The organism is Mycolicibacter arupensis (assembly GCF_002086515.1).
Taxonomy (GTDB): domain Bacteria; phylum Actinomycetota; class Actinomycetes; order Mycobacteriales; family Mycobacteriaceae; genus Mycobacterium; species Mycobacterium arupense.
The window spans coordinates 1-24,133 of record NZ_MVHH01000034.1 but is presented as its reverse complement, the minus strand read 5'-3'; the positions used below and the strand labels follow the sequence as shown (position 1 = coordinate 24,133).

Sequence of the window (24,133 nt, the reverse complement as noted above, 5' to 3'; positions counted from 1 at the left end):
ATAAACCCCGCGGTTCAGGCCTGCAGCAGGTCAGCCATGCGGGCGGCCAGCGTGTCCCAGCGCCAGTGCCCGATCGCCCATTCCCGCCCCGCGGCACCCATTGCGGCGGCACGGTCGGGGTCGGCGAGCAGGCCCGCGACGGCGTCAGCGATCTGGTCTACGGCGCGACCGTCGACCACCAGCCCGGTCTGATCATGCAGCACCGTCTCCGGTGCCCCGCCCGAGTCGCCGGCGACCACCGGTACCCCGGCGGCCGACGCCTCCAGGAACACGATGCCCAGACCCTCCACGTCCAGCCCCGCGCCTCGGGTGCGGCACGGCATCGCGAAGACGTCGCCAAGCTGGTAGTAGGCCGGCAGCTCGGCGGCCGGAACACCGCCGGTGAAGGTCACCGCTTCGGTCACCCCGCATTCCTGGGCCAGCTGGTGCAGTCTCTCGGCGTAGGGTCCGCCTCCCACGATCACCAACGCCGCCCCATCGACACGTTGCCGGATGGCCGGCAGCGCCCGGATCAGCATGTCCTGGCCTTTGCGGGGCACCAGCCGCGATACACACACCACGGTGGGACGCTCGCCGAGCCCATGCCGGGCCCGTAGTTCGGCGCGGGCACCGGGGTCGGGCCGGAAGCGGTCGGTGTCCACCCCCGGCGGCAGATGCTCCAGCGCGGCGTTGGGCCCGAAGGCCGCGGCGAACCGGCCGCGGGTGTAGTGGCTGACGAAAGTGACGGTGTCGCAGGACTCGCCGATGCGGCGCAGCACCGAACGGGCTCCCGGCAGCATCGACCAGCCCACCTCATGGCCGTGCGTGCTGGCGAGCACCCGGGTGGCGCCCGCGGTGCGCGCGCGCTGCGCCAACAGCGCCAGCGGGGCGGCCGCACCGAACCAGACCGTCTGGGCGTCATGCTCGGCGATGAGCCTGCGCATCCGCGAGTCCACCGCGGGACCGGGCAACATCAGCGTGCCGGGGTGCCGCACCACCTGATAGCCGGAGGACTTCGCGGCGTCATCGAAGGCGTCTGCCCCCTTCCACTGCGGGGCGTACACCGTGACCTCGTGGCGCCCGGATCCGGCGATGCGGCGCACCAGCTCTTCCAGGTAGCACTGGATGCCGCCGGGACGCGGCGGAAAATCGTTGGTTACCAGCAGGACCCGGCTCACTGCAGGGATGCTAGCCAAGCGCCCCACGCGGCGAGCAACGTGGGCAGGTCGACGCCAAGCACCAGCGGCACGGCCACCGCCGGAGCGACATGAGCCGGACCGCAGGCGGACAGGTAGAGCTCCCGAAGTTTGGCGCTCCCGAATCGGTCGGCCACGAACACGGCGAACTGCCACGCGCGGTCGTAGGCCTGCACGCGGCGGAGTCCGGGAGCATCCAAGTCGGCATCCGAGGGAAGCACCACAGGTCCCGGCAGGGCGCCCAGCCGGTTCGGGGCGGGCCGCGCGACGAAGTCGGCCACACCTTCGGTGAGCCAGCGCGGTGCGTCGAGCGCCGTGTCGGTTCGGGCGGCGTAGTGAAAAAGCTCGTGGGTCAACACGATGCGCAGCGCAGGGGTGGTCATGGCCTCGGCACCGGGCGCCAGGACGATCCGCTGACCATCAGCGGTGCGGCGCTCCGGATCCACCCGGTCAGCGACCGCGACCGCGGCGACATCAGACCATTGAGCCACATCGGCGGTGTCATCGCCGGTGAGCTCAACGAACTGTCGATCGGTGCCGGTGGCCGTGACCTCAATGCGGTGGGTCCAATCGGTGCCCCAGAACGCTTCGACCGCTTCGACCGCCGATCCGATCTCGGCTGCCACGCGCGACAGCAACTCCTCGCCGGAACGGCCACCGAGATTCTCCAGGACTACGGTGCGGCCGTCCCCCACGATCAGCGGCGCCGCGATGTGACGGGCAGACGTGACCAGCAGCGCCGCGGCGCTGATCAGCTGGACCGCCAGCAGCGCCGCCAGCAGGCGGCGGGCCCGTCGGCGCTCAGTAACGGCGGGCGTTGTGGATCGGGCCGGACGAGTTCATCGGCACCACCCGGACCGGCTGACCGTAGGTGGACGAGTGGATCATCATGCCGTCGCCGACGTAGATGCCGGAATGGGAGGCGTCCGAGTAGAAGGTCAGCACGTCACCGGGCTGCAGATCCGACAGCGACACCGCTTGCCCACCGTTTGCCTGCGCCTGGCTGGAGTGCGGCAGGTTGATCCCGGCCTGGTGGAACGCCCACATCACCAATCCGGAGCAGTCAAAGCCACCCGGCGCGGCACCGCCCCAGACATACGGGGTGCCGACCTGGGTCAGGGCCGCCTGAACAGCGGTCGCGGCGGCTCCGCCGCCCCCTGCATCCATCGGCGAGGGCGCAGCAGCCCATGGCATCGGGAAACCGGGGAATCCGGGCGCCGGCGGCGCGCCCTCGGGGGCAGGGGCTCCCGGCTCCGCTTCGGGCGCGGGTGCGGCTTCCGGTCCGGCCATCGCGGTGCGCTGCTCGGGGGTGAGCGCGTAGTACTGGGACTTGACCACCGAAATCTGCAACTGCAGCCGGCTCTGGCGCGCCTGCAGTTCGGCGCGCACCGCGGCAGCCTGCTCTGCGGCCGTGCGGGCGTCATCAGCAGACTTCGCGGAGGCCTGCTCGGCCTGGTCGGCCTGCTCGTTGGCGACGCGGAAGCGGTCCAGCTGCACCGACATGTCGCCGGCGACCACGCGTTGCACGCCCAGCTTGTCGATCAGCTGTTGCGGCGACTCGGCGGTCAAGATGGCGTCGGCACCGCCGACCCGGCCACCCATATAGGTGGTGGCGGCGAATCGGTTGACGGCCGCACGATAGGTGGTCAGCTGTTCCCGGGCCGTGTCCAGTGCCGCCTGGTCGGCGGCGTGGGCGTTGTCCGCGGCCTGCTGGGCGGCGAGCTTCTCCTCAAGGTTGAGCTGCGCGGTGTGCATGGCTTCGGTGGTCTGCTCGGCCTGCCGGGACAACTCGCTGAGCTTCGCCAGCGCGTCATCCGCGGGGTCAGCGTGCACATTTCCGACCAAAACACAGCTCAGAGTTGTGATACCGGCCACAAGGCCCGCCGCGGCACCGAGGGCGGGGCGCCTCAGAGCACGCAGACGCCACTGCATACGTTCGAACTCCAAGATTGCATCCTTAACACTGCCCAGGGCGGCACGGGGGTAGTGCCGCCACCGTTAGTACGTAAGGTCTCGAATAGGTTACGAAATGGCAACGCCGTTGTCCATCACGAGTTGCCCACACTAACAGCCGGAATTGTGAAAGCTCTAAGGCCACTCGCGGGGCATTAGACCCTGGTCAGGCCACACCGGAGCGCGGTGTCGCACCGCGCTCACCGCGGATCGGAACCAACCTCAGCCGGGGTGCCATTCCGGCTTCGGCGAGCACGTCCAGCGCGGCCCGTTCATCTTCGAGCAGCTCGTTCGGCACGCCCAGCAGCACACTGACCACACAGTCCCGGCACGCCGGTCCGCGCACCGCGCAGTCATCGCAGTCGATCACCATCGGCTCTGGTTCGGCCCGGCGCGCGCCGGGTACGTCCGGATGCCCCGAGATGTGTCCCATGACGGTTCCTCTCCATCGGTTGCCCGCACGCTAACTGCGGCCACCGACAACCCGGTCCCGTCCGGCGGGCGTAGCGTCGTCTCCCCTGAGCTGTCGGTGCGCCCGCCTACGGTTGCGCCCATGACCATCGGCTCTGACGCACGGCAGCTGAGCTTCCCCCAACTTGCGGCCCAGTTCGATGCCGACCTCGACGCCACCCCGGCCAGCCTGCGCGACACCACGTTCGTGGTGGTGGACCTCGAGACCACCGGAGGCCGGGCCTCGCCCAGTGGAGACGACGCCGCGGATGCCATCACCGAGATCGGCGCGGTCAAAGTCCGTGGTGGAGTTGTCGAGGGCGAATTCGCCACCTTGATCAACCCCCAACGCGGGATTCCGCCGCAGATCGTTCGACTCACCGGCATCACCACCGCGATGGTGTACGAGGCACCCACCATCGATGCCGTCCTGCCCTCCTTCCTGGAGTTCGCCGGCTTCGGCCCAGCCGGAACTGGCTCGGTACTGGTCGCCCACAACGCCGGGTTCGACGTCGGGTTCCTCACCGCGGCAGCACGCCGCTGCGACCTGGCCTGGCCACGGCCACCGGTGCTGTGCACCGTTCGGCTCGCACGCCGGGTGCTCAGCCGCGACGAGGCACCCAGCGTCCGGCTCGCCGAGCTGTCCCGGCTGTTCGCGGTCAGCACCACACCCACCCACCGGGCACTAGACGACGCCCGCGCCACCGTCGATGTCCTGCATGCGCTGCTCGAACGGCTCGGCAACCAGCGAGTGCACACCTTCGTGGACCTGCGCGCCTATCTGTCGCACGCGACACCGGCGCAGCGCCGCAAGCGCGGCCTGGCGGCCGGACTGCCGCACCGCCCGGGGGTCTACCTGTTTCGGGGGCCGTCCGACGAAGTCCTCTACATCGGCACCTCGACCAATCTGCGCCGCCGGGTCGCGCAGTACTTCAACGGTTCCGAACGCCGGCGGCGCATCGCCGAGATGGTGGCGCTGGCCGTGCGGGTCGACCACGTCGAGTGCGCGCATCCGCTAGAGGCCGGGGTACGCGAACTGCGCCTGTTGGCCGCCCACGCCCCTCCCTATAACCGCCGTTCGAAATTCCCCCGACGATGGTGGTGGATCACCCTGTCCGACGAGGCCTTTCCCCGATTCACCGTGGTGCGGGCGCCCCGGAACGACCGCGTGATCGGTCCGTTCCGCTCGCGAGCCGAGGCAGCCGAGACGGCCGGCCTGCTGGCACGTTTCACCGGAATCCGAACCTGCACCGCGCGATTGAGTCGCACCGCCCGGCACTCCTGCCCGCCGGTGGAAGTCGGCCCCTGCCCGGCCGCGGCCGACAGCACCGCGCCCGAATACGCCGGGACAGTCCGACGGGCCACGGCACTGCTCGACGGTTCCGACAATGGCGCGCTGGGCGGCGCAGTTCAGCAGGTGACACGACTGGCCGATCGCGGCCACTACGAGAGCGCGGCCCGGTTACGCGACCAGACCGCGACCGCCATCGACGTGTTGTGGCGCAGCCAGCGCGCACGGGCACTGGCCGCCTTGCCCGAGCTGGTGGCCGCCGCCCCCGACGGCGCCGGCGGCTGGCAGCTGGCGGTGATCCGGCACGGCCGGCTGGCCGCGGCCGGGTGCGCCGCGCGCGGTGTCCCGCCGATGCCCGTCATCGATGCGATCACGCTGGGGGCCGAGACTGTGCTGCCCGAGCCCGCGCCGTTGGCCGGAGCACTGGTCGAGGAGACCCTGCTGATCGCCCGCTGGCTGGCAGCTCCCGGGGTGCGCCTGGTGCGTGTAGCACCACCGGCGACCGCCGCCGCCGAAGACAGTGGCTGGGCTTCTCCCCTGGCGTCCGCCGGGCCGTGGATGTCGTGGGCGGCGTTGGCCCGGTCGGCGCGTGTGGCCTCAGAGCTGGGCGCCGAAGCGGACCCAGCGGGCCAGCAACTGTTCGGCCGCGCCACTGTCAATGGCCTCGACCGCGCGCGCCAACCCGTCCTCCCACGCCGGCACCCACTCAGCGCTGCTGGATAACCCGGCGTGAGCAACGATGGCGCCGGCGGCGTTGAGCACCACGGCATCGCGCACCGCGCCCTTGGTGCCCGCGAGCACCGAACGCGCCTCCGCAGCGTTGGCCTGCGCGTCCCCGCCGAGCAACTCGCTCACCTCCGCCCGGGCGAATCCGAAACCGGCCGGGTCGAATGTCAACCGCTCGATGGTCCCGGCCTGCACGCGCCAGATCGTGCTGGTCGTGGTGGTCGTGAGTTCATCGAGGCCGTCGTCCCCGTGTACCACCAGCACGCTCGAGCGCCGCGCCGCGAAGACGCCGGCCATCACCTCGGCCAGCTCGCCGAATGCGCACCCGATCAACCCGGCCTGCGGTCGGGCCGGGTTGGTCAGCGGCCCCAACAGGTTGAACACCGTCGGCACGCCGATTTCTCGACGCGCCACCGAGGCGTGCCGGTAGGACGGCTGGAACTGCGGGGCGAAGCAGAACCCGATGCCGACCTCGGCGACGCTGCGCGCCACGTCCTCCGGCCCCAGGTCGATGCGCACTCCCAGTGCCTCCAGCGTGTCGGCGCCCCCGGACAGCGAGCTCGCAGACCGATTGCCGTGTTTGACCACCGGAACACCGGCGGCAGCCACCACGATCGCCGCCATCGTGGAGAGGTTCACGGTGTTCGCCCCGTCACCACCGGTGCCCACCACGTCGACGGTGTCGGTACCGATCGCGTCGGTGGGGACTTTGCGGCCGTGGGCCAGCATGACGTCGGCCAGTTCACCCACCTCGGCGGCGGTCGGGCCCTTCATCTGCATCGCCACGCCGAACGCCGCGATCTGGGCTGAGGTCGCGGCACCGGCCATGATCTGCTCCATCGCCCAGGCCGCCTGACCCCTCGCCAGATCCGCCCCCGACGTCAAGGCACCCAGTACCTGACGCCACTGCCCCATCTGCGCTTTCGGCTGCGCCTGACCACCTGGCTCGACCACGCGCCGATCGTCGCATGCCGGGTCCAGGGCGCCAAAGCCAGCAGGGAACTGCGGTGACGACACAGCCGACTAAGACTTAAGAGGAAATGTGTGCCCCGGGTGGAGATCTACAACTACATAGCGTCATACTTGCGGGGTGACGAGCGCTGTGGGGTCCTCGGGTACTGCCATTACTTCTCGTGTGCATTCGCTGAACCGGCCCAACATGGTCAGCGTCGGCACCATCGTGTGGCTGTCCAGTGAGTTGATGTTCTTTGCCGGTCTGTTCGCGATGTACTTCACAGCGCGTGCGCAATCCGGAGGCGCTTGGCCGCCACCACCAACCGAGTTGAACCTGGCCCTGGCGGTCCCGGTGACGCTGGTGCTGATCGCGTCCTCGTTCACCTGCCAGATGGGTGTGTTCGCCGCCGAGCGCGGCGACGTCTTCGGGCTGCGCCGCTGGTACCTGCTGACCTTCCTCATGGGACTGTTCTTCGTCTGCGGTCAGGCTTATGAGTACTCGCACCTGGTCGAGCACGGCACCACCATTCCGTCCAGCGCGTACGGCACCGTGTTCTACCTGACCACCGGGTTCCACGGTCTGCACGTCATCGGCGGTTTGGTCGCCTTCATCTTCTTGATGCTGCGGACCACGATGACCAAGTTCACCCCGGCTCAGGCCACCGCATCGATCGTCGTGTCCTACTACTGGCACTTCGTCGACATCGTGTGGATCGCCCTGTTCGCCACGATCTACTTCATCCGATGAGCAACCGCCCGATGAACAGGAGTGTCCGGTTGAAGACACTGAAGAAGTGGGCCCGACCTGGCAATAACCAGACCGTCGCCGGCCGTCGCCTGCGCCGTCGGATCTCCGGCGGACTGCTGCTGCTGGTCGCCCTGGCCCTGGCCGGGGGCATGGCCACGCTGCTGACACCGACCCCGCAGGTCGCCGTCGCCGACGAGTCGAACTCGGCCCTGCTGCGTACCGGCAAGCAGCTCTTCGACACCTCGTGCATCACCTGCCACGGCGCCAACCTGCAGGGTGAGCCCGGCCGCGGACCCAGCCTGCTGGGCGTCGGCGAGGCCGCCGTCTACTTCCAGGTCTCCAGTGGCCGGATGCCGGCGATGCGCGGCGAAGCGCAGGCTTCCCGCAAGGATCCGATCTTCGACGAGTACCAGATCGATGCCCTGGGCGCCTACGTCCAGGCCAACGGCGGCGGCCCCACCGTGGTTCGCAACGCCGACGGCAGCATCGCGCAGGCTTCGCTGCGCGGCGACGACCTGGGCCGCGGTGGCGACCTCTTCCGGCTCAACTGCGCGTCGTGCCACAACTTCACCGGCCGGGGCGGCGCCCTGTCCTCGGGCAAGTACGCGCCCGATCTGGATCCGCCCAACGAGCAGCAGATCCTGACGGCCATGCTGACCGGGCCGCAGAACATGCCGCGCTTCTCCGACCGTCAGCTCTCCATGGAAGAGAAGAAAGACATCATCGCCTACGTGAAATCCGTTACCGAGGAACGTGATCCGGGCGGCTACGGGCTCGGCGGCTTCGGCCCGGCGCCCGAGGGCATGGTGATTTGGATCATCGGCATGGTCGCTGCCATCGCCGCGGCAATGTGGATCGGGGCACGCTCATGAGCAGCAACGACAAGACTGACATCCCGGACGACGCCACATTGGCGACGATGACCACCGACGAGCTGCTTGCTCTCGGCGGACGCATCGACGGTGTCGACACCGTCTTCAAGGAGCCCCGCTGGCCGGTCGAGGGAACTCGGGCCGAGAAGCGCGCTGAGCGCCGCGTCGCGGCCTGGTTCCTGGCAGCCGGTGGTTTCGGCCTCGCGCTGCTGCTGATCTTCCTGTTCTGGCCGTGGGAGTACGCGCCGCTGGAGTCCCCCGACGGGCTGGCCTACTCGCTGGCGACGCCGCTGTACGGCCTGACTTTCGGGCTCTCGGTGTTGTGTATCGCTGTCGGCGCGGTGATGTTCGTCAAGAAGTTCATCCCCGAAGAGATCACCATCCAGGAGCGGCACGACGGCAGCTCTTCTGAGCTGGACCGCAAGACCGTGGGCGCTCAGCTCACCGATGCCTTCGAAGGCTCGACCATCGGGCGGCGCAAGCTGCTCGGTGCGTCCCTGGGCGTCGGATTCGGCGCCTTCGGCCTGGGCACCCTGGTGGCCTTCACCGGCGGCCTCATCAAGAACCCCTGGAAGCCGGTCGTTGAGACCGCCGAGGGCAAGAAGGCCGAATTGTGGACCTCCGGGTGGACTCCGCGCTACCACGGCGAGACCATCTACCTGGCCCGCTCAACCGGCCTGAGCACCAACTCGCCGTTCGTCAAGATGCGCCCCGAGGACCTGGACGCCGGCGGTATGGAGACGGTGTTCCCGTGGCGGGAGTCCGACGGCGACGGCACCACGCCGGAGTCGCAGGAGAAGCTCACCGAGATCATGATGGGCGTCCGCAACCCGGTGATGCTGATCCGTATCCGGCCCGATGACATGGCCAAGGTGGTCAAGCGCAAGGGCCAGGAGAGCTTCAACTACGGCGACTTTTTCGCCTACACGAAGATCTGCTCGCACCTGGGTTGCCCGTCCTCGCTGTTCGAGCAGCAGACGTACCGCATCCTGTGCCCGTGCCACCAGTCGCAGTTCGATGCCCTGACCTACGCCAAGCCGGTCTTCGGTCCGGCCGCGCGTGCGCTGGCACAGCTGCCGATCACCATTGATGCCAACGGGCATCTGGTCGCCAATGGCGACTTCGTCGAACCTGTCGGACCGGCCTTCTGGGAGCGCACCTCATGAGCCCTGCAATCGGCGACCTGCTCGCCCGCCAAGCGGACGACATCGACACCCGCTACCACCCCGCGGCCGCCCTGCGCCGCCAGTTCAACAAGGTCTTTCCGACGCACTGGTCGTTCCTGCTCGGTGAGATCGCGCTGTACAGCTTCATCATCCTGTTGCTGTCCGGCGTCTACCTGACCCTGTTCTTCGACCCGTCGATGGCCGAAGTGATCTACCACGGCGTCTACCAGCCGCTCAACGGCGTGCAGATGTCACGTGCCTACGAGTCGGCCCTGGACATCTCCTTCGAGATCCGCGGCGGTCTTTTCGTCCGTCAGCTGCACCACTGGGCCGCGCTGATGTTCTCGGCGTCGATCATGGTGCACCTGGCCCGCATCTTCTTCACCGGCGCATTCCGCCGCCCGCGTGAGGCGAACTGGGTGATCGGCTCGCTGCTGCTGATCCTGGCCATGTTCGAGGGCTACTTCGGCTACTCGCTGCCCGACGACCTGCTCTCCGGCATCGGCCTGCGTGCGGCGCTGTCCTCGATCACCTTGGGTATGCCGGTGATCGGCACCTGGCTGCACTGGGCGCTGTTCGGCGGCGACTTCCCGGGCACGATCTTGATCCCCCGCCTGTATGCACTGCACATCCTGCTGATCCCGGGCATCATCTTGGCCCTGATCGGCGTGCACATGGCGCTGGTGTGGTTCCAGAAGCACACCCAGTTCCCCGGACCGGGCCGTACCGAGACCAACGTGGTCGGCGTGCGGGTGCTGCCGGTGTTCGCGATCAAGTCCGGTGCGTTCTTCGCGATGATCACCGGAATCCTGGGCCTGATGGGCGGACTGCTGCAGATCAACGCGATCTGGAATCTGGGCCCCTACCGGCCTTCGCAGGTGTCGGCGGGCAGCCAGCCGGACTTCTACATGATGTGGACCGAAGGTTTCGCCCGGCTCTGGCCCGCGTGGGAGTTTTACCCCTTCGGCCACACCATTCCCGCGGTCGTCGGCGTCGCCTTGGCTATGGGCGCGGTCTTCGCCCTGCTGATCATCTACCCGTTCCTGGAGAAGAAGTTCACGGGCGACTACGCGCACCACAACCTGCTGCAGCGTCCCCGGGACGCTCCGGTCCGTACCGCGATCGGTGCCATGGCGATCAGCTTCTACATGGTGCTGACTCTGGCAGCGATGAACGACATCATCGCGTGGAAGTTCCACATCTCCCTGAATGCGACCACCTGGATCGGTCGTATCGGGATGGTGGTGCTGCCGCCGCTGGTCTTCTTCGTCACCTACCGGTGGTGCATCGGACTGCAGCGCAGCGACCGTGACGTGCTCGAGCACGGCATCGAGACCGGCATCATCAAGCGGCTGCCGCACGGTGCTTACATCGAGCTGCACCAGCCGCTGGGACCGGTCGACGACCATGGCCACCCCCTCCCGCTGGAGTACGCCGGTGCCCCGCTGCCCAAGAAGATGAACAAGTTGGGATCGGGCGGTGCCCCCGGTCGGGGCAGCTTCTTGACCCCCGACCCGGCCGACGAGGACGCGGCGCTCACCGAGGCCGCCCACGCCAGCGAGCATCGTGCGCTGACGGCCCTGGCCGAGCACCAAGGCGGGAACACCAACGGACACCACTAGGTCTGACAACGGCGACCCGCTTCGCCCGGCTCCGCCGCGCTCGCGATCGCCTAGGTCTGACAACGGCGACCCGCTGCTTCGCCCATCGGGCAGCCTGCGCACTCTGTTGCGCGGGCTGCCCGTTTTGGTTGGTGCGGCCCCGGATTTCGATCCAGATCAGGTGCCCGACGATCCCGTCGAACTGTTCATCCAGTGGCTGCTGCATGCCGTGGAGTGCGACATCGTCGAGCCCCATGCGATGACCTTGTCGACCGTAGGCGCCGCGGCCGGGGAGGCCGGGCCACGGCCTTCGGCGCGGGTGTTGATCCTCAAGGACGTCGATGCCGCCGGCTGGAACTTCGGGATCAGTTCGGCCAGCCGCAAGGGCGCCGATCTGGCCCGCAATCCGGCTGTCTCCCTCACGTTTTACTGGCCCGCGCTGGGCCGTCAGGTCAGGGTCGACGGAGTTGCGATTCCTGACCCGCCGCAGGTGACCGCAGAAGATTTCCTGGCCCGCTCCGAGGGTGCGAGGGCGATGGTGCTCACCGGGCGCCAGAGTGAGCCCTACTCCGATCCGGAAGAGATCAGCGAGGCCCTGTCCAAGGCGCATCTGGAGCTAGAACACTCCCCCACCGTGGTTCCAGTCGAATGGGGTTCGTATGCGGTGCGCGCCGATTCCGTGGAGTTCTGGCAGTCCGACGCCGGGCGCCGGCACCGCAGGGTCCGCTATGAACGCGACGGCGGACGCTGGTCGACCACGCTGCTGTGGCCCTAGCTGCGACGTCCCGGTGGCTCAGCCGAACCGAGACGGCAGTTCCAGGACCTCACCGAGCCGGCGCAGGTACAGCCACGGGATCACCGGCATGGCGAGGGTGGTGACCCCGGCCAGTCCGTAGCAGACCCATGAGCCGGTGTCCTTGCCGACGGCCATCAGATAGGTGGCCAAGGCCACGGCGGTCAACGCACCGCCGACCGTGGCGGCAAGCAGCGTGGCGCCACGCAGCAGCACCCGGTCCACCTGCGCTTGGTTCGGCAGTGTCTGGCGTGCGGCGGCCGCCCGCCGACCCGGCGCGTCAAATCCGCGTTGCGGCAACGGGGCGTCCTGGCGCAGTGGCTTGGCCGGCGCCTGAGGCGGGAAGCCGGGGGGCCGCGGCGGGCTGGGCTGGCGTGCCCGCAGCAGCACCGGGATGGCCCCCAGGATGACCAGTGCGGACACCCCGATGACGATGTAGAGCAGGCCGCTGTGCGAACTCTCGGACGGCTGGTGGAACCCCCGCCCCAGGTCCACCAGCGCCACGGTGGCCGCCACGCTCATGCCCAGCCACGTCAACCAGATCGCGGCACACACACCCAGCAGGATGCGGTCGATGAATTCCGGGGACTGTCCCGGCCCAATGAATCGATCTACCATTTCTCCGCCGGTCATCCGCAATTCGTCGCCGGTGCGTCATTGCTGTTGGAGAACAACACCCTACCGTCACTGCTGGTGATCGAGCAGTTGAGCTTGCTCAGCCGCAACATGCTGGTGGCCTCCACCGAACCGATCTCCGACTGGGAGATCGGGGTGAGCGTCAACGACCACGGGATGTAGGCGTTGCGCTGGGTCCGGCGCTGCCCGGAAGCATCCACGTAGGTGATCGTGATCTGGTCGAACGGCGCCTTGGTGCCGGTGACCGAATACGTGACCTGCAGTGGCTTCGCCTGGGTGGTCGTGGTGGGCTCCTGCGTGGTGGTCGAGGGCTCGGGCGCCGGCTCCTCGCTGGGGGGCGGCGGAGGCGGCGGCTCCTCGCTCGGAGGCGGCGGAGGCGGCGGCTCCTCAGTGGAGCTGGGGGGCGCCGGCGGGGGTGGTGCAGTCGTGGTGCTCGATCGGGGCAACTCGTCCTGCACCGGCGGCACCGAGACGGTACTGCTCGAGGTGGCGGGCGTGGCCAGATCGCGGGTCTCGGTACGGGCGAAGAGCAGAGCCACCGACACCACCAGGGAGACGGCGGCCAGGATCACGGTGACGCCGACCACCCACGGCCACCGCGGCGTCTTGGCGTCCGGGTCGGACTCCTCGGGCGCGTCGTAACTGTCGTAGTCGTAGAGCCGCGGGTCCACCGGAACGTAGGGGGCACTCAGGAACTGCTCGGACTCCGGCGCCGAGTACGCCTGCGAGTAGGCGGTGTTGTCCCGCGTTGCCGCGGAGGGTTCGGCGGCGACGTCGTCGATCGGCTGGATGTCGCCGCCTGCGGCCGCGTCGGAACTCGGCTGAACGTTGCCGGAGTGCTCGTCTCCAGAGCCCGCCTCCGGGGGATTCGGCCCGCTCATTCCCGCCTATCCTGTTCAAACAGCCGCGCATGCGGCGCCACTTCGCCTCCGGCCCAGATCAACCACCGATGGTCATTGTGCATCGGCAACCCTACCCAAGCGGGGTCGACACGGCGGCTGCGGAGCAGATGTGGTCAGTGTTTCTCGGCGCCGACGTAGTACTCGAACACCAGCCCGGCCACGCTCGACAACACGAACACCACTCCGGCGGCGATCAGCCACGGCAGCCAGAAGCCGATTCCGACGGCGGCCACCGAACCGGACAGGGCGATCAGGATCGGCCACCAGCTGTGCGGGCTGAAGAAGCCCAATTCGCCTGCGCCGTCGCTGACTTCAGCCGCCTCGTAATCCTCGGGCCGGGTGTCCAGCCGGCGTGCGACGAACCGGAAGAAGGTGGCCACGATCATGGCCATCATGCCCGTGAGGAAGATTGCGGTGGTACCAGCCCACTCCACACCGCCGGTGGCGTACTTAGCGGTCATCACCGCGTAGATCACGCCGACGGCGAGGAAGAACACGGCGACGAACTCGAACAGCCTGGATTCGATGCGCATTGGAGGTTGTCCCTACTTGTTGCTGGCTTGGGGGGCTAGCAGGCCACGGCGGCTCTCGAACGGGAACGTGGTGGTGGCCAGCGGTTCCTGCTTGATCGCCTCGAGCGCCTCGGCATTGGTCTTTCCGGCGATGCGCTGATCCATGTAGGCCTTGAAGTCATTGGGCGAGACCACCCGGACTTCGAAGTTCATCATCGCGTGGTAGGTGCCGCACATCTCAGCGCAGTGACCGACGAACGCGCCTTCCTTGGTGATCTCGGCGACCTGGAAGGTGTTCACCTGGTTGTTGCGCTCGGGCCAAGCGATGACGTCACGCTTGAACAGGAACTCGGGAACCCAGAAGGCGTGGATCACGTCGGCGGAGTTGAGCACGAATTCGATGCGCTTACCGCTCGGCAGGACCAGCACCGGGATCTCTCCGGTGGTGCCCACCGTCTCGATCTTGTCGAAGTTCAGGTAGGTGCGGTCCTCGGTGTTCAGACCCTGGACGGGGCCGACCAGCTCCTCGCCGTGGGCGTCGACGCCCTCGGGCTTGGAGGTCATCGCTTCCTTGCGCACCTGGTCGACGCCGTCGTAGCTCAGGGTGTGATCGTGGAAGTCGATCTTCTGGTAGCCGAACTTCCAGTTCCACTGGAACGCGGTGACGTCAACGACCACCTCGGGGTCCGGCTCGTGGTGCAGCATCTTCTCCTGGACCACGACCGTGAAGTAGAAGATCACCGCGACGGCCAGGAACGGCAGGACGGTGAGTCCCAGTTCCAGCGGCATGTTGTAGCCGAACTGGCGCGGCAACTCGGTGTCGGTGGCCTTCTTGCGGTGGAAGATCATCGTCCAGAAGATCATTCCCCAGACGAGCCCGCCGATCACCACCGAAGCGATCACCATGCCGATCCACAGCTGGTAGTTGGCCTCGGCCTCGGGCGTGATGCCCTTGGGCCAGCCGAAACCGACGATGTCGGTCCAGTCGACGCTGCAACCGCTGAGCGTCACCGCCAGCAGTCCGAGCACGCTGACCGCGGTAAGCGGTCGAAGCAGACGGCGATGTGCAACGCCCTGCCCGCGACGTGTCACGTTGGTGCCTCCTCGAGTCACAGAACGGGCCGACTGACCCGGCGGAGCAGTCGAATACTACGCAGCGTAGACCACCCGCGTGATCAAGGTTCGACGTACCTGCCGGTTGGCGGCCGCGATGTGTTGACCACAACATCGGACTCCCCCGTACGCACCGGCCCTGTGCAGGCACGGGCCGATACCGGTGCGGCATACTGGGACCCGATGTGTGGACTGCTGGCTTTCGTGTGTGCCCCGGCCGGCACCGACACCGCCCGTCCGCGGTCGGCCGCGGATATGGAGACAGTCGCCGGCGCGGTATCGCGTGCGACTCACCTGATGCGTCACCGCGGACCCGACGAGCCAGGCGGTATCTGGGCCGGCGATCGCGTGGTCTTCGGCTTCAACCGGCTGTCGTTTATCGACATCGCCCATGCCCACCAGCCCATGCGGTGGGGCCCACCGGAGGCCCCGGACCGCTACGAACTGGTGTTCAACGGCGAGATCTACAACTACCTGGAGCTGCGGGCCGAGCTTGCCGCCGAGCACGGTGCGCTGTTTGCGACCGACGGCGACGGCGAGGCGATCGTCGCGGGCTACCACTACTGGGGCGTCGACGTGTTGACGCGGCTGCGCGGGATGTTCGCCTTTGCGGTGTGGGACACCGTCGCCGGGGAGCTGTTCTGCGCCCGCGACCCGTTCGGCATCAAACCGCTGTTCATGGCCTCCGGTCCGGGCGGCACCGTGGTCGGCAGCGAGAAGAAGTGCCTGCTGGACCTGGCTGAGGTGGTGGGCTTCGACGCCGGAGCTTCAGGCATCGACCCGCGCGCCGTCCAGCACTACACGGTGCTGCAGTACGTGCCCGAGCCCGAGACGCTGCATCGCGGCGTACGGCGGCTGGAATCGGGCTGTTACGCCCGCATTCGGCCCGGCGGTATTCCCGAGACCACCCGGTACTTCCGGCCGCGGTTCGACGCCACCCCGATCACCCGCGACACCGAGCAGGCGCGGTACGACGAGATCACCGCGGTGCTGGAGGATTCGGTCGCCAAGCACATGCGAGCCGATGTCACCGTCGGGGCGTTCTTGTCCGGCGGCATCGACTCCACCGCTATCGCCGCGCTGGCGATGCGCCATAACCCCAAGCTGATCACCTTCACCACCGGGTTCGAGCGGGAGGGCTTCTCCGAGGTGGACGTCGCCGCCGCGTCCGCCGAGGCGATCGGGGCCCGGCACGTGGTCAAGGTGGTCAGCCCGGCCGAGTTCGTCGCCGCACTTCCGGAGATCGTGTGGTACCTCGACGACCCGGTCGCCGACCCGGCGCTGGTGCCGCTGTACTTCATCGCCGCAGAGGCCCGCAAGCACGTCAAGGTGGTGCTGTCGGGCGAAGGCGCCGACGAGTTGTTCGGCGGCTACACGATCTACCGCGAGCCGCTGTCGCTGCGCCCGTTCGATTACCTGCCGGCGCCCCTGCGCCGGTCACTGGGCAAGGCGGCTCGGCCGTTGCCCGAGGGCATGCGCGGCAAGAGCCTGTTGCACCGCGGTTCGCTGACGTTGCAGGAGCGCTACTACGGCAACGCGCGCAGCTTCTCCGATGAGCAACTGCGGGCGGTGCTGCCCGGCTTCTCCCCCGACTGGACGCACACCGATGTCACCGCTGCGCTGTATGCGGAGTCGGCCGGCTGGGATCCGGTGGCCCGGATGCAGCACCTCGACCTGTTCACCTGGCTGCGGGGCGACATCTTGGTCAAGGCCGACAAGATGACGATGGCCAATTCACTGGAGCTGCGGGTGCCGTTCCTTGATCCCGAGGTGTTCGCCGTGGCCTCGCGCCTTCCGGTGTCGGCCAAGATCACCCGCACCACGACCAAGTACGCGCTGCGCCGCGCGCTGGAGCCGATCATTCCCGCGCATGTATTGCATCGGCCCAAGCTCGGCTTCCCAGTGCCGTTGCGGCATTGGTTGCGCGCAGGCGAGCTGGTGGAGTGGGCGTACGAGATGGTGGATACCACCGGCGCGGGTCACCTGATCGATGTGGCTGCGGTGCGCACGATGCTCGACGAGCATCGGACCGGCATGGCCGATCACAGTCGTCGGCTCTGGACGGTGCTGATCTTCATGCTGTGGCACGCGATCTTCATCGAGCACAGCGTGGTGCCCGCCATCAAGGAGCCCAACTACCCGGTGCGGCTTTAACAGGCCAACAGACAGAGAATCGCACTGCGGGAATCCCGCAGTGCGATTCGCTGTCTGCTCGGCAGGTTACTTGAGCGCGGCGCCGATCTCGGCCGCGGCGTCCTCACCGTAGGCGTCAGCCAGACGGCTCACCGCGGCGTCACGGTCCCACACCCATTCCTGAGTTCCGGTGGACTCCAGCACCAGCACGGCCACCAGGGAGCCGAGCTGAGCTGAACGCTCCAGGCTCAGGCCGGCGCTGCGGCCGGTGAGGAAGCCGGCGCGGAAGGCGTCACCGACACCGGTCGGGTCGGTCTGGGACTTCTCCGGCACCACGTCGACGTGAATCCGGGTGCCGTCCGGGGAGACGATGTCCACACCGTCGCCGCCCAGCGTGGTCACCCGCAGCCCGACCTGCTTGGCGACCTCGTCTTCGGTCCAGCCGGTCTTGGACAGCAGCAGGTCCCACTCGTAGTCGTTGGTGAACAGGTAGGTGGCACCGTCGATGAGTTTGCGGATCTCCTCACCGGTCAGCCGCGCCAGCTGCTGCGACGGGTCGGCGGCGAACGCCAGACCGAGCTTGCGGCATTCCTCGGTGTGCAAGAACATCGCCTCGGGGTCGTTGGCGCCGACGATCACCAGCTCCGGCTTGCCGGCGGCCTCGACCAGCTTGGCCAGCGAGATGTTGCGGGCTTCCGACATGGCACCCGGGTAGAACGAGGCGATCTGGGCCATGTCCTGGTCGGTGGTGCACACGAAGCGGGCGGTGTGCGCGCTCGTCGAGGTCAGGACGTGGTCACAGTTGACGCCGTGGGACTCCAGCCACTGCCGGTAGTCGGCGAAGTCGGCTCCGGCGGCCCCGACCAGCGCGGCGTCGCCACCGAGCACGCCGATGGCGAAGGCGATATTGCCCGCCACGCCGCCGCGGTGCACCACCAGGTCATCGACCAGGAAGCTCAGCGAAACCTTCTGCAGGTGATCGGCCAGCAGCTGCTCAGAGAACCGACCCGGAAAGCGCATCAAATGGTCGGTCGCGATCGAACCGGTCACCGCAATCGTCACAGAACTGTCCCCTCGTTTCGTCACCATGGTCCTGGATGTGGGTACCCACGGTAGCGGTCCGGTGTCACCGGCGGACCGCCGGGCAGCGCGGAGCGCCCAGCGTCGCGGTGAAGATCAGGCGCTCAGTTGAACGAGTCGCCGCACGAGCATGAGCCGCCGGCGTTGGGGTTCTCGATGGTGAAGCCCTGCTTGTCGATCTGGTCGGCGTAGCCGATCTCGGCGCCCTGCAGGTACGGGGCGCTCATCCGGTCGACGGTGAGCGTCACGCCGTTGAACTCCGCCACCACGTCACCGTCGAGGCTGCGGTCGTCGAAGAACAGGTTGTAACGCAGGCCGGCGCAGCCACCCGGCTGGACCGAGATCCGCAGGGTCAGGTCGTCACGGCCTTCTTGTTCCAGCAGCGCCTTGACCTTGGCCGCGGCTTCATCGGTCAAGACCACGCCGTGAGACTCGGTGGTCGACTGATCCTGAACAGTCATTGCGTCTCCCTATTGCGGTTGATTATGGGGTGAGCCCGCCACGCTGCGTGGCATTCCGACCCACCGCAACAACGATACCCCGCACCAACATGTTCCCTACCGACGCGGCGAATCGGGCGTCTCCGGGGGGCGACCACTGAGCTGTGACGCCGTGACGCCGCTGAGGCCGATCAGCTGGTTGGCGGCATCGATCAGCGCCAGCCGCACCGAGCCCGCGTAATCGGCGAGCGCCCGCGCGGCCAGCACCCCGGCCGCCCGCACGGCCGGCTCGTCCAGGTCGATCTGCCCGGCGAACACCAGCAACGGAATGTCGCGGGCCCGGGCCGCGGCGGCGAGGGATCCGATCACCTTTCCGTGCAGCGACTGCTGATCGAATCGGCCCTCTCCGGTCACCAGGACGTCGGCGTCGGCGAGCGCCTCCTGCAGCCCGGTGTGGCCCGCCACGATCTGCGCGCCGGACTCAACAGACCCACCCAGGGCCAGCACCGCCGCGCCGATCCCGCCTGCTGCCCCGGCCCCCGAGGCGGCACTGACGGCCCACCCCGCGGCGGCGTCGAGCTCGCTCGCCCAGGCGGCCAGACGGCTTTCAAGAACGGCCACGGTGGCCGCGTCGGCGCCCTTCTGCGGCCCGAATACCCGGGCTGAGCCCCACGGACCCAGCAGCGGGTGCTCGACGTCGCAGGCGGCGATCAGTTCGATACCCGCGAGCCGCCGCCGTGCGGTGGCCAGCCCGCCCAGAACATCGACCATGCCGCGGCCCCCGTCGGTACAGGAACTGCCCCCCAGGCCAATGACGATCCGTTGCGCCCCGGCGTCCAACGCCGCGGCCACCAGTTGACCCACTCCGGCGCTGTGGGCCAGTAGCGCCGTCTGAGGCGAGGGCGCTTGGCCGAGCAGCCCCAGACCGCACGCCTGCGCACACTCCAGATAGGCCGTCTTGCAGGTGTCGTCCCACACCCACTCGGCGTCCACCTCTTCTTCAAGAGGTCCGCTGACCCGCGAGCACACCACGGTGCCCAGTTCGGCGGCCAGCACCGCGACGAACCCCGGGCCGCCGTCAGACTGCGGTGCGATCGTCAGCCGGTCGTGGGGTCGGCTGCGGTGCCAGCCGGTCGAGATCGCCGCGGCGGCCTGCACCGCGGTCAGGCTCTCGCCGAAGCAGTCCGGTGCGATCAGCACCCGAAGCGCCCGCGGCCCTGGACCGGCCGAACCTGCGGCACCCGGGTCAACGGCCATACCTGCAGGGTATCGAGGCGCGCGGACGGCAGCGCAGGCCGGGCGGGCCGGGCAAGTAATCTGGCGGGCGTGAAGTTGCCGGGGCGCAGAAAAGACGAGTCTCAGTCCGCTGAGTCCGTGGTCTCCGCCGTCGCTGTCGACGGCACCGAATCCGCGGCGTCCGCTCGTTCAGGCGGCACCGCCCCCAAAGGCCGTCCCACCCCCAAACGCAACGCCGCGGCCAAGCGGCGCGGCCCGGTGGCACCAGCCCCGATGACTTCCGCGGAAGCCCGGGCCCGACGCAAGTCGCTGGCCGGCCCGAAGCTGTCCAAAGAAGAGCGTCGAGCCGCCAAGGCGGAGCGTCGGGAGCGCATGTCCGACCGCCGGGAACGGATGCTGGCCGGCGACGAGTCGGCCCTGCTGGAACGCGACCGAGGCCCGGTGCGCCGGTACGTCCGCGACATCGTCGATGCCCGCCATAACCTGCTGGGCCTGTTCATGCCGGTGGCACTGGGCCTGATGTTCATCATGATGGCGGCCCCGCAGATCCAGTACTACCTCTCCCCGGCCATGATGCTGCTGATGGTCGCGATGGCCGTCGATGGTGTGCTGGTGGCCCGCAAGGTGGGCCGGATGGTCGATGCCAAGTTCCCCGAGAACGTCGAGAGCCGGTGGAAGTTGGGGCTCTACGCCGCCAGCCGGGCGTCGACACTGCGGCGCATGCGGGCACCGCGCCCGCAGGTGCGGCGCGGCGAGCAGCTCGGCTGAGTTCGCGCACTTCGCCACCAGCGATGGATTTTCCTTCGGTCCGCCCGCCCGATCCAACCGCCGCGGCCGCCGCCCGCGACCGGCAGAACTGTCTGACCAAGCCAGCGGGTTCACTGGGCCGGTTGGAGGCCCTGTCGGTGTGGGCCGCATCCTGCCAAGGCCTCTGCCCGCCCAAGCCATTCGAGCGCGTCCGGATCGTGGTGTTCGCCGGAGATCACGGCGTGACCCGGGGACGGGTGTCGGCCTATCCGGCGGAGGTCACCGCGCAGATGGTCGCCAACATAGACAGCGGCGGCGCCGCGATCAACGCACTGGCTGCCATCGGCGGGGCCACGGTGCGGGTGGTGGACATGGCTGTCGCTTCGGATCTGCCCGGGGGCGCGCTGGGCGCCTACAAGGTGCGCCGCGGCAGCGGTGACATTACGCGCGAAGACGCCCTGACCGCTGAAGAGACCAACGCCGCAGTCGAGGCAGGCCGGCGTATCGCCGACGAGGAAGTCGACGGCGGGGCGGATCTGCTCATCCCCGGCGATATGGGGATCGGAAACACCACCGTCGCTGCCACGGTGACCGCGGCGCTGACCGGCGCAGAGCCCACCGATGTGGTGGGTCACGGGACGGGGATCGACGACAGCGGCTGGGCGCGCAAGGCCGCGGCGGTGCGCGACGCACTGTTCCGGTCGCGTCCGCACCACGCCGATCCGTTCGCGCTGCTGCGCTGCTGCGGCGGAGCAGACCTGGCGGCGCTGGCGGGTTTCTGCGCCCAGGCCGCGGTGCGGCGTACGCCGGTGCTGCTCGACGGCCTGGCCTCGACGGCTGCTGCCCTGGTGGCCGACCGGTTGGCACCCGGGGCCCGGGCCTGGTGGCAGGCCGGTCACCGCTCGCCGGAGCCGGCGCACGCGCTGGCCTGCGCCGCGCTGGGACTGGAGCCGATTCTCGACCTGCAGATGCGCTTGGGTGAGGGCACCGGGGCCGCCGTGGCGCTGCCGGTGCTGCACGCGGCCGTGGCGGCGCTGTCGTCGATGTCCACCTTCGCCGAGGCGGGGGTGTCGGGTCCCACCGGTGAGGCCGGCGGGTGATCCGGTCGCTGGCCGCCGCGGTGGCGTTCGGAACCGCCCTGCGGCTGCCCAGTGGGTTCGCCGGGCCGCCGGGACGCGGTGCGCTGACGACACTTCCGCTGGTCGGCGCCGGTCTGGGCGGGCTCGCCGCTGCTGTGGTGTGGGCAGGCGGGGCGGCATTCGGCCCGGGCAGTCCGGTTTCGGGGCTGCTGGCCGTGGCGGCCCTGCTGGCGGCGACCCGCGGTCTACATATCGACGGGGTCGCCGATACGGCCGACGGTCTCGGGTGTTACCGGCCCGCTCCCCGGGCGCTCCAAGTGATGCGCGAGGGCTCAACGGGCCCGTTCGGTGTGGTCGCCGTGGTGCTGGTGATGGGGCTGCAGGCGACGACCTTTCCGCTGCTGAACGCCGGGCAGCTGGTGGTCGCGGTGTGCGCGGGCCGGGTGGCCGCCGTGCTGGCCTGTCGCCGCTCGGTGCCCGCCGCCGAGGGCAGCATGTTGGGGGCCACGGTGGCCGGAACTCAGCCGCTGGCGGTTGCTGTCGCGTGGGTGTTGGTCCTGGTGGCGGCGTCGGTGCCCACCGGTGCGGCGCCGTGGCACGGGCCGGTGGCCGTCGCGGTGGCCTTGGTGGGCGGCCTTGTCCTGCTCAGACGCTGCGTGCGCCGACTCGGTGGAGTCACTGGCGATGTGCTGGGGGCGGTCATCGAGTGGACGACAACGCTGGCGGCTGTGTCGATGGCGGCCTTCTAAAGCGCCTCCGGGGCAACCATTCTCCGGCGTTGTACACATTTCTCCCCCCAAATGCATACCTGGGAGATAGGTCTGTAAAAATGGAGCGACATTAACTTTCTGGTCCGCAGGGAGAGGGAGTCGACGGCGCGCCATCAGAGGTACAGCAAGCGAAGTCGCGAGTCGCGCAAGGCCATGGACAACGGTCCTACGGGTGATGACCTCTACCCCGATCGCGATGAACGCGGGCTCGAGCAGTGGCCGCGAGCAGCCCACGACGGCGGCGAGCCACCTCATCCGGCGCCGCCAACGCGCCCCTCTCCGCAGCCTCGTAGCCGCAGTGGGATCCGGCAAGTGCAGTAGTCGACTACTGCATGCCCCGCCTTTCGGCGACCGTAACGTCGGCGCTGACAGTGATGGGAATTCTTGCGCTGGGAGTGGATCATGCCTGTTCGTCGGCACACCAGAAAAGCTCTCCGCCAACGCCGACTGACGGGCCTGGGCTGCGCCGCCGGCGCCCTCCTGGCATGGGGTCTTGGACCCGTAGGCAGCGCACCGGCCCAGGCCGATCCGTTCGACTGGTTCGTCGACTGGTTCGATCCGACGAGCTGGTCATGGCTCAGCGTCGACAGCAACGCCGACCTCAACCTGACGGACCTCGGGCTCTCAGCGGCCGCCGCCGACCCCGCCCCGACCACGGCGGAGTGGTTCGACACCTGGATCTACACCCCGATCCACGACGCCGGCCAGGACTGGCTGGCCACCCCCTCGGGCATCGCGATCAGCGACTGGATCAACACTGCGTTCGGCAATGGCCAGCTGCTGATCGGCAACGGCGCCGACGGCATCGACGGCGGCACCAACGAGCAGGCCATGGGCGGCGCCGGCGGACTGTGGTTCGGTGACGGCGGCGACGGCGGCACCGCATTCGGCGGTTGGGGCGGCAGCGGCGGCAACGCGGGATTCTTCGGCAACGGCGGAGACGGAGGACACGGCGGCGGTTTCGGCTCCGGCGACTATCCCGGAGACGGCGGAGACGGCGGCAACGGTGGCACCTTCATGGGCCATGGTGGCGCCGGCGGAGACGGCGGCGACGGGGCCGCCGGGTTCAGCGGCGCCTATGGCGGAGACGGCGGCACCGCGGTGGCCTGGCTGTTCGGCAACGGCGGAGCCGGCGGGCTGGGCGGAGACGGCGGCAACGGAGCGGCCGGTGCGGTGGGCGGCGACGGCTGGTACGGCGGCGACGGCGGCAGGACCCTCGCACTGTTCGGTGACGGCGGCAACGGAGGAGCCGGCGGCAATGCCGGCAACGGTGGCTCCGCGGGCACCGTCGGCGATGGCGGTGACGGCGGCTACGGCGGACTGGGCGGCAACGGGGGTGCCGCTGTCACGGGTGTGGGCGGCGGCGGCGGAGCTGGTGGAAACGGCGGCAACGGCGGCAATGGCGGAACCACCTCCGGCAACGGCGGCAACGGCGGAGTGGGCTGGTTTGGCGGCAGCGGCGGGAGCAACCTCTACGAGAAGTTGTCCGGGGTCGGCGGTGCGGGCGGTCAAGGCGGTGACGGAGGAAACGGCAGCGGGGACGGCCACACCGCAGGGCGCGGCAACGGCGGTGGCGGTGGCGGTGCAGGCGCGATCGGCGGGGCAGGCGGCGACGGCGGCGCGGGCGGCGACGGCAGCGGGGGCGCGATCGGTGCCGTAGGTGGCCGCGGCGGTTGGTCGGGATTCGGACTCGCCGGCACCGGGGCCGGCGGCAATGGTGGTCACGGCGGCGCTGACGGCGGCGGAGTGGGAGGAG

21 protein-coding genes and 2 pseudogenes are annotated in these 24,133 nt (G+C 69.0%); 11 read left to right on the top strand and 12 right to left on the bottom strand.

Annotated features, from left to right (window positions below; genetic code table 11):
* Positions 1-14 precede the first annotated feature (14 nt).
* From BST15_RS15010 to BST15_RS14995, 4 genes are all read right to left on the bottom strand, one after another.
* Positions 15-1,157 (bottom strand): glycosyltransferase family 4 protein, encoded by a 1,143-nt coding sequence (locus BST15_RS15010; RefSeq protein WP_046190046.1) that lies wholly within the window; start codon positions 1,155-1,157, stop codon positions 15-17.
* Positions 1,154-1,957 (bottom strand): hypothetical protein, encoded by an 804-nt coding sequence (locus BST15_RS15005; RefSeq protein ID WP_083071036.1) that lies wholly within the window; start codon positions 1,955-1,957, stop codon positions 1,154-1,156. Before BST15_RS15005 ends, BST15_RS15010 begins: the two co-directional genes overlap by 4 nt.
* A gap of 19 nt (positions 1,958-1,976) precedes the next feature.
* On the bottom strand, positions 1,977-3,107 hold the full coding sequence (ripC, locus tag BST15_RS15000) for a peptidoglycan hydrolase RipC (protein WP_046190048.1): 1,131 nt from the start codon (positions 3,105-3,107) through the stop codon (positions 1,977-1,979).
* 187 nt (positions 3,108-3,294) lie between these two features.
* Complete coding sequence (locus tag BST15_RS14995; protein WP_046190049.1) at positions 3,295-3,561, bottom strand: hypothetical protein; 267 nt, start codon at positions 3,559-3,561, stop codon at positions 3,295-3,297.
* Here BST15_RS14995 and BST15_RS14990 point away from each other — a divergent pair.
* Positions 3,541-5,529 (top strand): annotated as a pseudogene (locus BST15_RS14990) (DEDD exonuclease domain-containing protein); the annotation flags it as partial. The gene BST15_RS14995 and the pseudogene BST15_RS14990 overlap by 21 nt on opposite strands.
* On the opposite strand, the gene trpD reads toward BST15_RS14990, so the two are convergent.
* A complete protein-coding gene (trpD, locus tag BST15_RS22405) occupies positions 5,467-6,510 on the bottom strand; it encodes an anthranilate phosphoribosyltransferase (protein WP_046190908.1) in 1,044 nt (347 codons plus the stop codon). The pseudogene BST15_RS14990 and the gene trpD overlap by 63 nt on opposite strands.
* Positions 6,511-6,685: 175 nt before the next feature.
* Between trpD and ctaE the strand changes: the two genes are divergently transcribed.
* The 5 genes from ctaE to BST15_RS14960 all read left to right on the top strand — a co-directional run bounded on the left by ctaE (position 6,686) and on the right by BST15_RS14960 (position 11,711).
* Entirely contained in the window at positions 6,686-7,297 is a 612-nt protein-coding gene (ctaE, locus tag BST15_RS14980; RefSeq protein WP_046190904.1) for an aa3-type cytochrome oxidase subunit III, read from the top strand.
* On the top strand, positions 7,294-8,169 hold the full coding sequence (gene qcrC, locus BST15_RS14975) for a cytochrome bc1 complex diheme cytochrome c subunit (RefSeq protein ID WP_083071034.1): 876 nt from the start codon (positions 7,294-7,296) through the stop codon (positions 8,167-8,169). The genes ctaE and qcrC overlap by 4 nt, the downstream gene beginning before the upstream one ends.
* Complete coding sequence (qcrA, locus tag BST15_RS14970) at positions 8,166-9,335, top strand: cytochrome bc1 complex Rieske iron-sulfur subunit (RefSeq protein ID WP_046190903.1); 1,170 nt, start codon at positions 8,166-8,168, stop codon at positions 9,333-9,335. Before qcrC ends, qcrA begins: the two co-directional genes overlap by 4 nt.
* Positions 9,332-10,957: a cytochrome bc1 complex cytochrome b subunit gene (gene qcrB, locus BST15_RS14965; RefSeq protein ID WP_046190902.1), complete on the top strand. Its 1,626-nt coding sequence runs from the start codon at positions 9,332-9,334 to the stop codon at positions 10,955-10,957. Before qcrA ends, qcrB begins: the two co-directional genes overlap by 4 nt.
* 106 nt (positions 10,958-11,063) lie before the next feature.
* Positions 11,064-11,711, top strand: a complete 648-nt coding sequence (locus BST15_RS14960) for a pyridoxine/pyridoxamine 5'-phosphate oxidase (RefSeq protein WP_272937516.1) — start codon at positions 11,064-11,066, stop codon at positions 11,709-11,711.
* Between the two features lie 18 nt (positions 11,712-11,729).
* Here the strand turns inward: BST15_RS14960 and BST15_RS14955 are convergent, their stop codons facing one another.
* From BST15_RS14955 to ctaC, 4 genes are all read right to left on the bottom strand, one after another.
* Positions 11,730-12,362, bottom strand: a complete 633-nt coding sequence (locus BST15_RS14955) for a DUF2561 family protein (RefSeq protein WP_370759847.1) — start codon at positions 12,360-12,362, stop codon at positions 11,730-11,732.
* Positions 12,359-13,246, bottom strand: a complete 888-nt coding sequence (locus tag BST15_RS14950) for an MmpS family transport accessory protein (RefSeq protein ID WP_046190900.1) — start codon at positions 13,244-13,246, stop codon at positions 12,359-12,361. Before BST15_RS14950 ends, BST15_RS14955 begins: the two co-directional genes overlap by 4 nt.
* A 134-nt stretch (positions 13,247-13,380) precedes the next feature.
* Positions 13,381-13,800, bottom strand: a complete 420-nt coding sequence (locus tag BST15_RS14945) for a cytochrome c oxidase subunit 4 (protein WP_046190899.1) — start codon at positions 13,798-13,800, stop codon at positions 13,381-13,383.
* A gap of 12 nt (positions 13,801-13,812) precedes the next feature.
* Positions 13,813-14,892 (bottom strand): aa3-type cytochrome oxidase subunit II, encoded by a 1,080-nt coding sequence (gene ctaC, locus BST15_RS14940; RefSeq protein ID WP_046190898.1) that lies wholly within the window; start codon positions 14,890-14,892, stop codon positions 13,813-13,815.
* Between the two features lie 183 nt (positions 14,893-15,075).
* On the opposite strand from ctaC, the gene asnB reads away from it, so the two are divergent.
* Positions 15,076-17,046 carry an asparagine synthase (glutamine-hydrolyzing) gene (gene asnB, locus BST15_RS14935; RefSeq protein WP_046190905.1) on the top strand — a complete coding sequence of 657 codons (1,971 nt, stop codon included), beginning with the start codon at positions 15,076-15,078 and terminating at the stop codon, positions 17,044-17,046.
* Positions 17,047-17,112: 66 nt separating this feature from the next.
* On the opposite strand, the gene BST15_RS14930 is transcribed toward asnB, so the two are convergent.
* From BST15_RS14930 to BST15_RS14920, 3 genes are all read right to left on the bottom strand, one after another.
* A complete protein-coding gene (locus BST15_RS14930) occupies positions 17,113-18,087 on the bottom strand; it encodes a carbohydrate kinase family protein (RefSeq protein WP_046190897.1) in 975 nt (324 codons plus the stop codon).
* Between the two features lie 122 nt (positions 18,088-18,209).
* Entirely contained in the window at positions 18,210-18,566 is a 357-nt protein-coding gene (locus tag BST15_RS14925) for a HesB/IscA family protein (RefSeq protein WP_024440524.1), read from the bottom strand.
* 96 nt (positions 18,567-18,662) lie between these two features.
* On the bottom strand, positions 18,663-19,802 hold the full coding sequence (locus BST15_RS14920) for a glycerate kinase family protein (protein WP_046686414.1): 1,140 nt from the start codon (positions 19,800-19,802) through the stop codon (positions 18,663-18,665).
* A 69-nt stretch (positions 19,803-19,871) separates the two neighbouring features.
* On the opposite strand from BST15_RS14920, the gene BST15_RS14915 reads away from it, so the two are divergent.
* The 4 genes and pseudogenes from BST15_RS14915 to BST15_RS22145 all read left to right on the top strand — a co-directional run.
* The gene (locus BST15_RS14915; protein WP_046191423.1) at positions 19,872-20,549 is read left to right on the top strand and encodes a DUF3043 domain-containing protein; all 678 of its coding nucleotides are present in this window, start codon (positions 19,872-19,874) and stop codon (positions 20,547-20,549) included.
* A 23-nt stretch (positions 20,550-20,572) separates the two neighbouring features.
* The gene (gene cobT / locus BST15_RS14910) at positions 20,573-21,628 is read left to right on the top strand and encodes a nicotinate-nucleotide--dimethylbenzimidazole phosphoribosyltransferase (RefSeq protein ID WP_046191422.1); all 1,056 of its coding nucleotides are present in this window, start codon (positions 20,573-20,575) and stop codon (positions 21,626-21,628) included.
* Positions 21,625-22,356, top strand: a complete 732-nt coding sequence (locus BST15_RS14905; RefSeq protein WP_046191421.1) for an adenosylcobinamide-GDP ribazoletransferase — start codon at positions 21,625-21,627, stop codon at positions 22,354-22,356. Before cobT ends, BST15_RS14905 begins: the two co-directional genes overlap by 4 nt.
* Positions 22,357-22,779: 423 nt before the next feature.
* Positions 22,780-24,133, top strand: a pseudogene (locus tag BST15_RS22145) (PGRS repeat-containing protein); the annotation flags it as partial.

Coding starts and splice junctions, on each gene's coding strand:
- BST15_RS14945 (WP_046190899.1), bottom strand. CDS start 13,800: ATGCGCATCGAATCCAGGCTGTTCGAGTTCGTCGCCGTGTTCTTCCTC.
- trpD (WP_046190908.1), bottom strand. CDS start 6,510: ATGGGGCAGTGGCGTCAGGTACTGGGTGCCTTGACGTCGGGGGCGGAT.
- ripC (WP_046190048.1), bottom strand. CDS start 3,107: ATGCAGTGGCGTCTGCGTGCTCTGAGGCGCCCCGCCCTCGGTGCCGCG.
- BST15_RS14955 (WP_370759847.1), bottom strand. CDS start 12,362: ATGACCGGCGGAGAAATGGTAGATCGATTCATTGGGCCGGGACAGTCC.
- qcrA (WP_046190903.1), top strand. CDS start 8,166: ATGAGCAGCAACGACAAGACTGACATCCCGGACGACGCCACATTGGCG.
- BST15_RS14950 (WP_046190900.1), bottom strand. CDS start 13,246: ATGAGCGGGCCGAATCCCCCGGAGGCGGGCTCTGGAGACGAGCACTCC.
- qcrB (WP_046190902.1), top strand. CDS start 9,332: ATGAGCCCTGCAATCGGCGACCTGCTCGCCCGCCAAGCGGACGACATC.
- qcrC (WP_083071034.1), top strand. CDS start 7,294: ATGAGCAACCGCCCGATGAACAGGAGTGTCCGGTTGAAGACACTGAAG.
- BST15_RS14995 (WP_046190049.1), bottom strand. CDS start 3,561: ATGGGACACATCTCGGGGCATCCGGACGTACCCGGCGCGCGCCGGGCC.
- cobT (WP_046191422.1), top strand. CDS start 20,573: ATGGATTTTCCTTCGGTCCGCCCGCCCGATCCAACCGCCGCGGCCGCC.
- asnB (WP_046190905.1), top strand. CDS start 15,076: ATGTGTGGACTGCTGGCTTTCGTGTGTGCCCCGGCCGGCACCGACACC.
- BST15_RS14920 (WP_046686414.1), bottom strand. CDS start 19,802: ATGGCCGTTGACCCGGGTGCCGCAGGTTCGGCCGGTCCAGGGCCGCGG.
- BST15_RS14925 (WP_024440524.1), bottom strand. CDS start 18,566: ATGACTGTTCAGGATCAGTCGACCACCGAGTCTCACGGCGTGGTCTTG.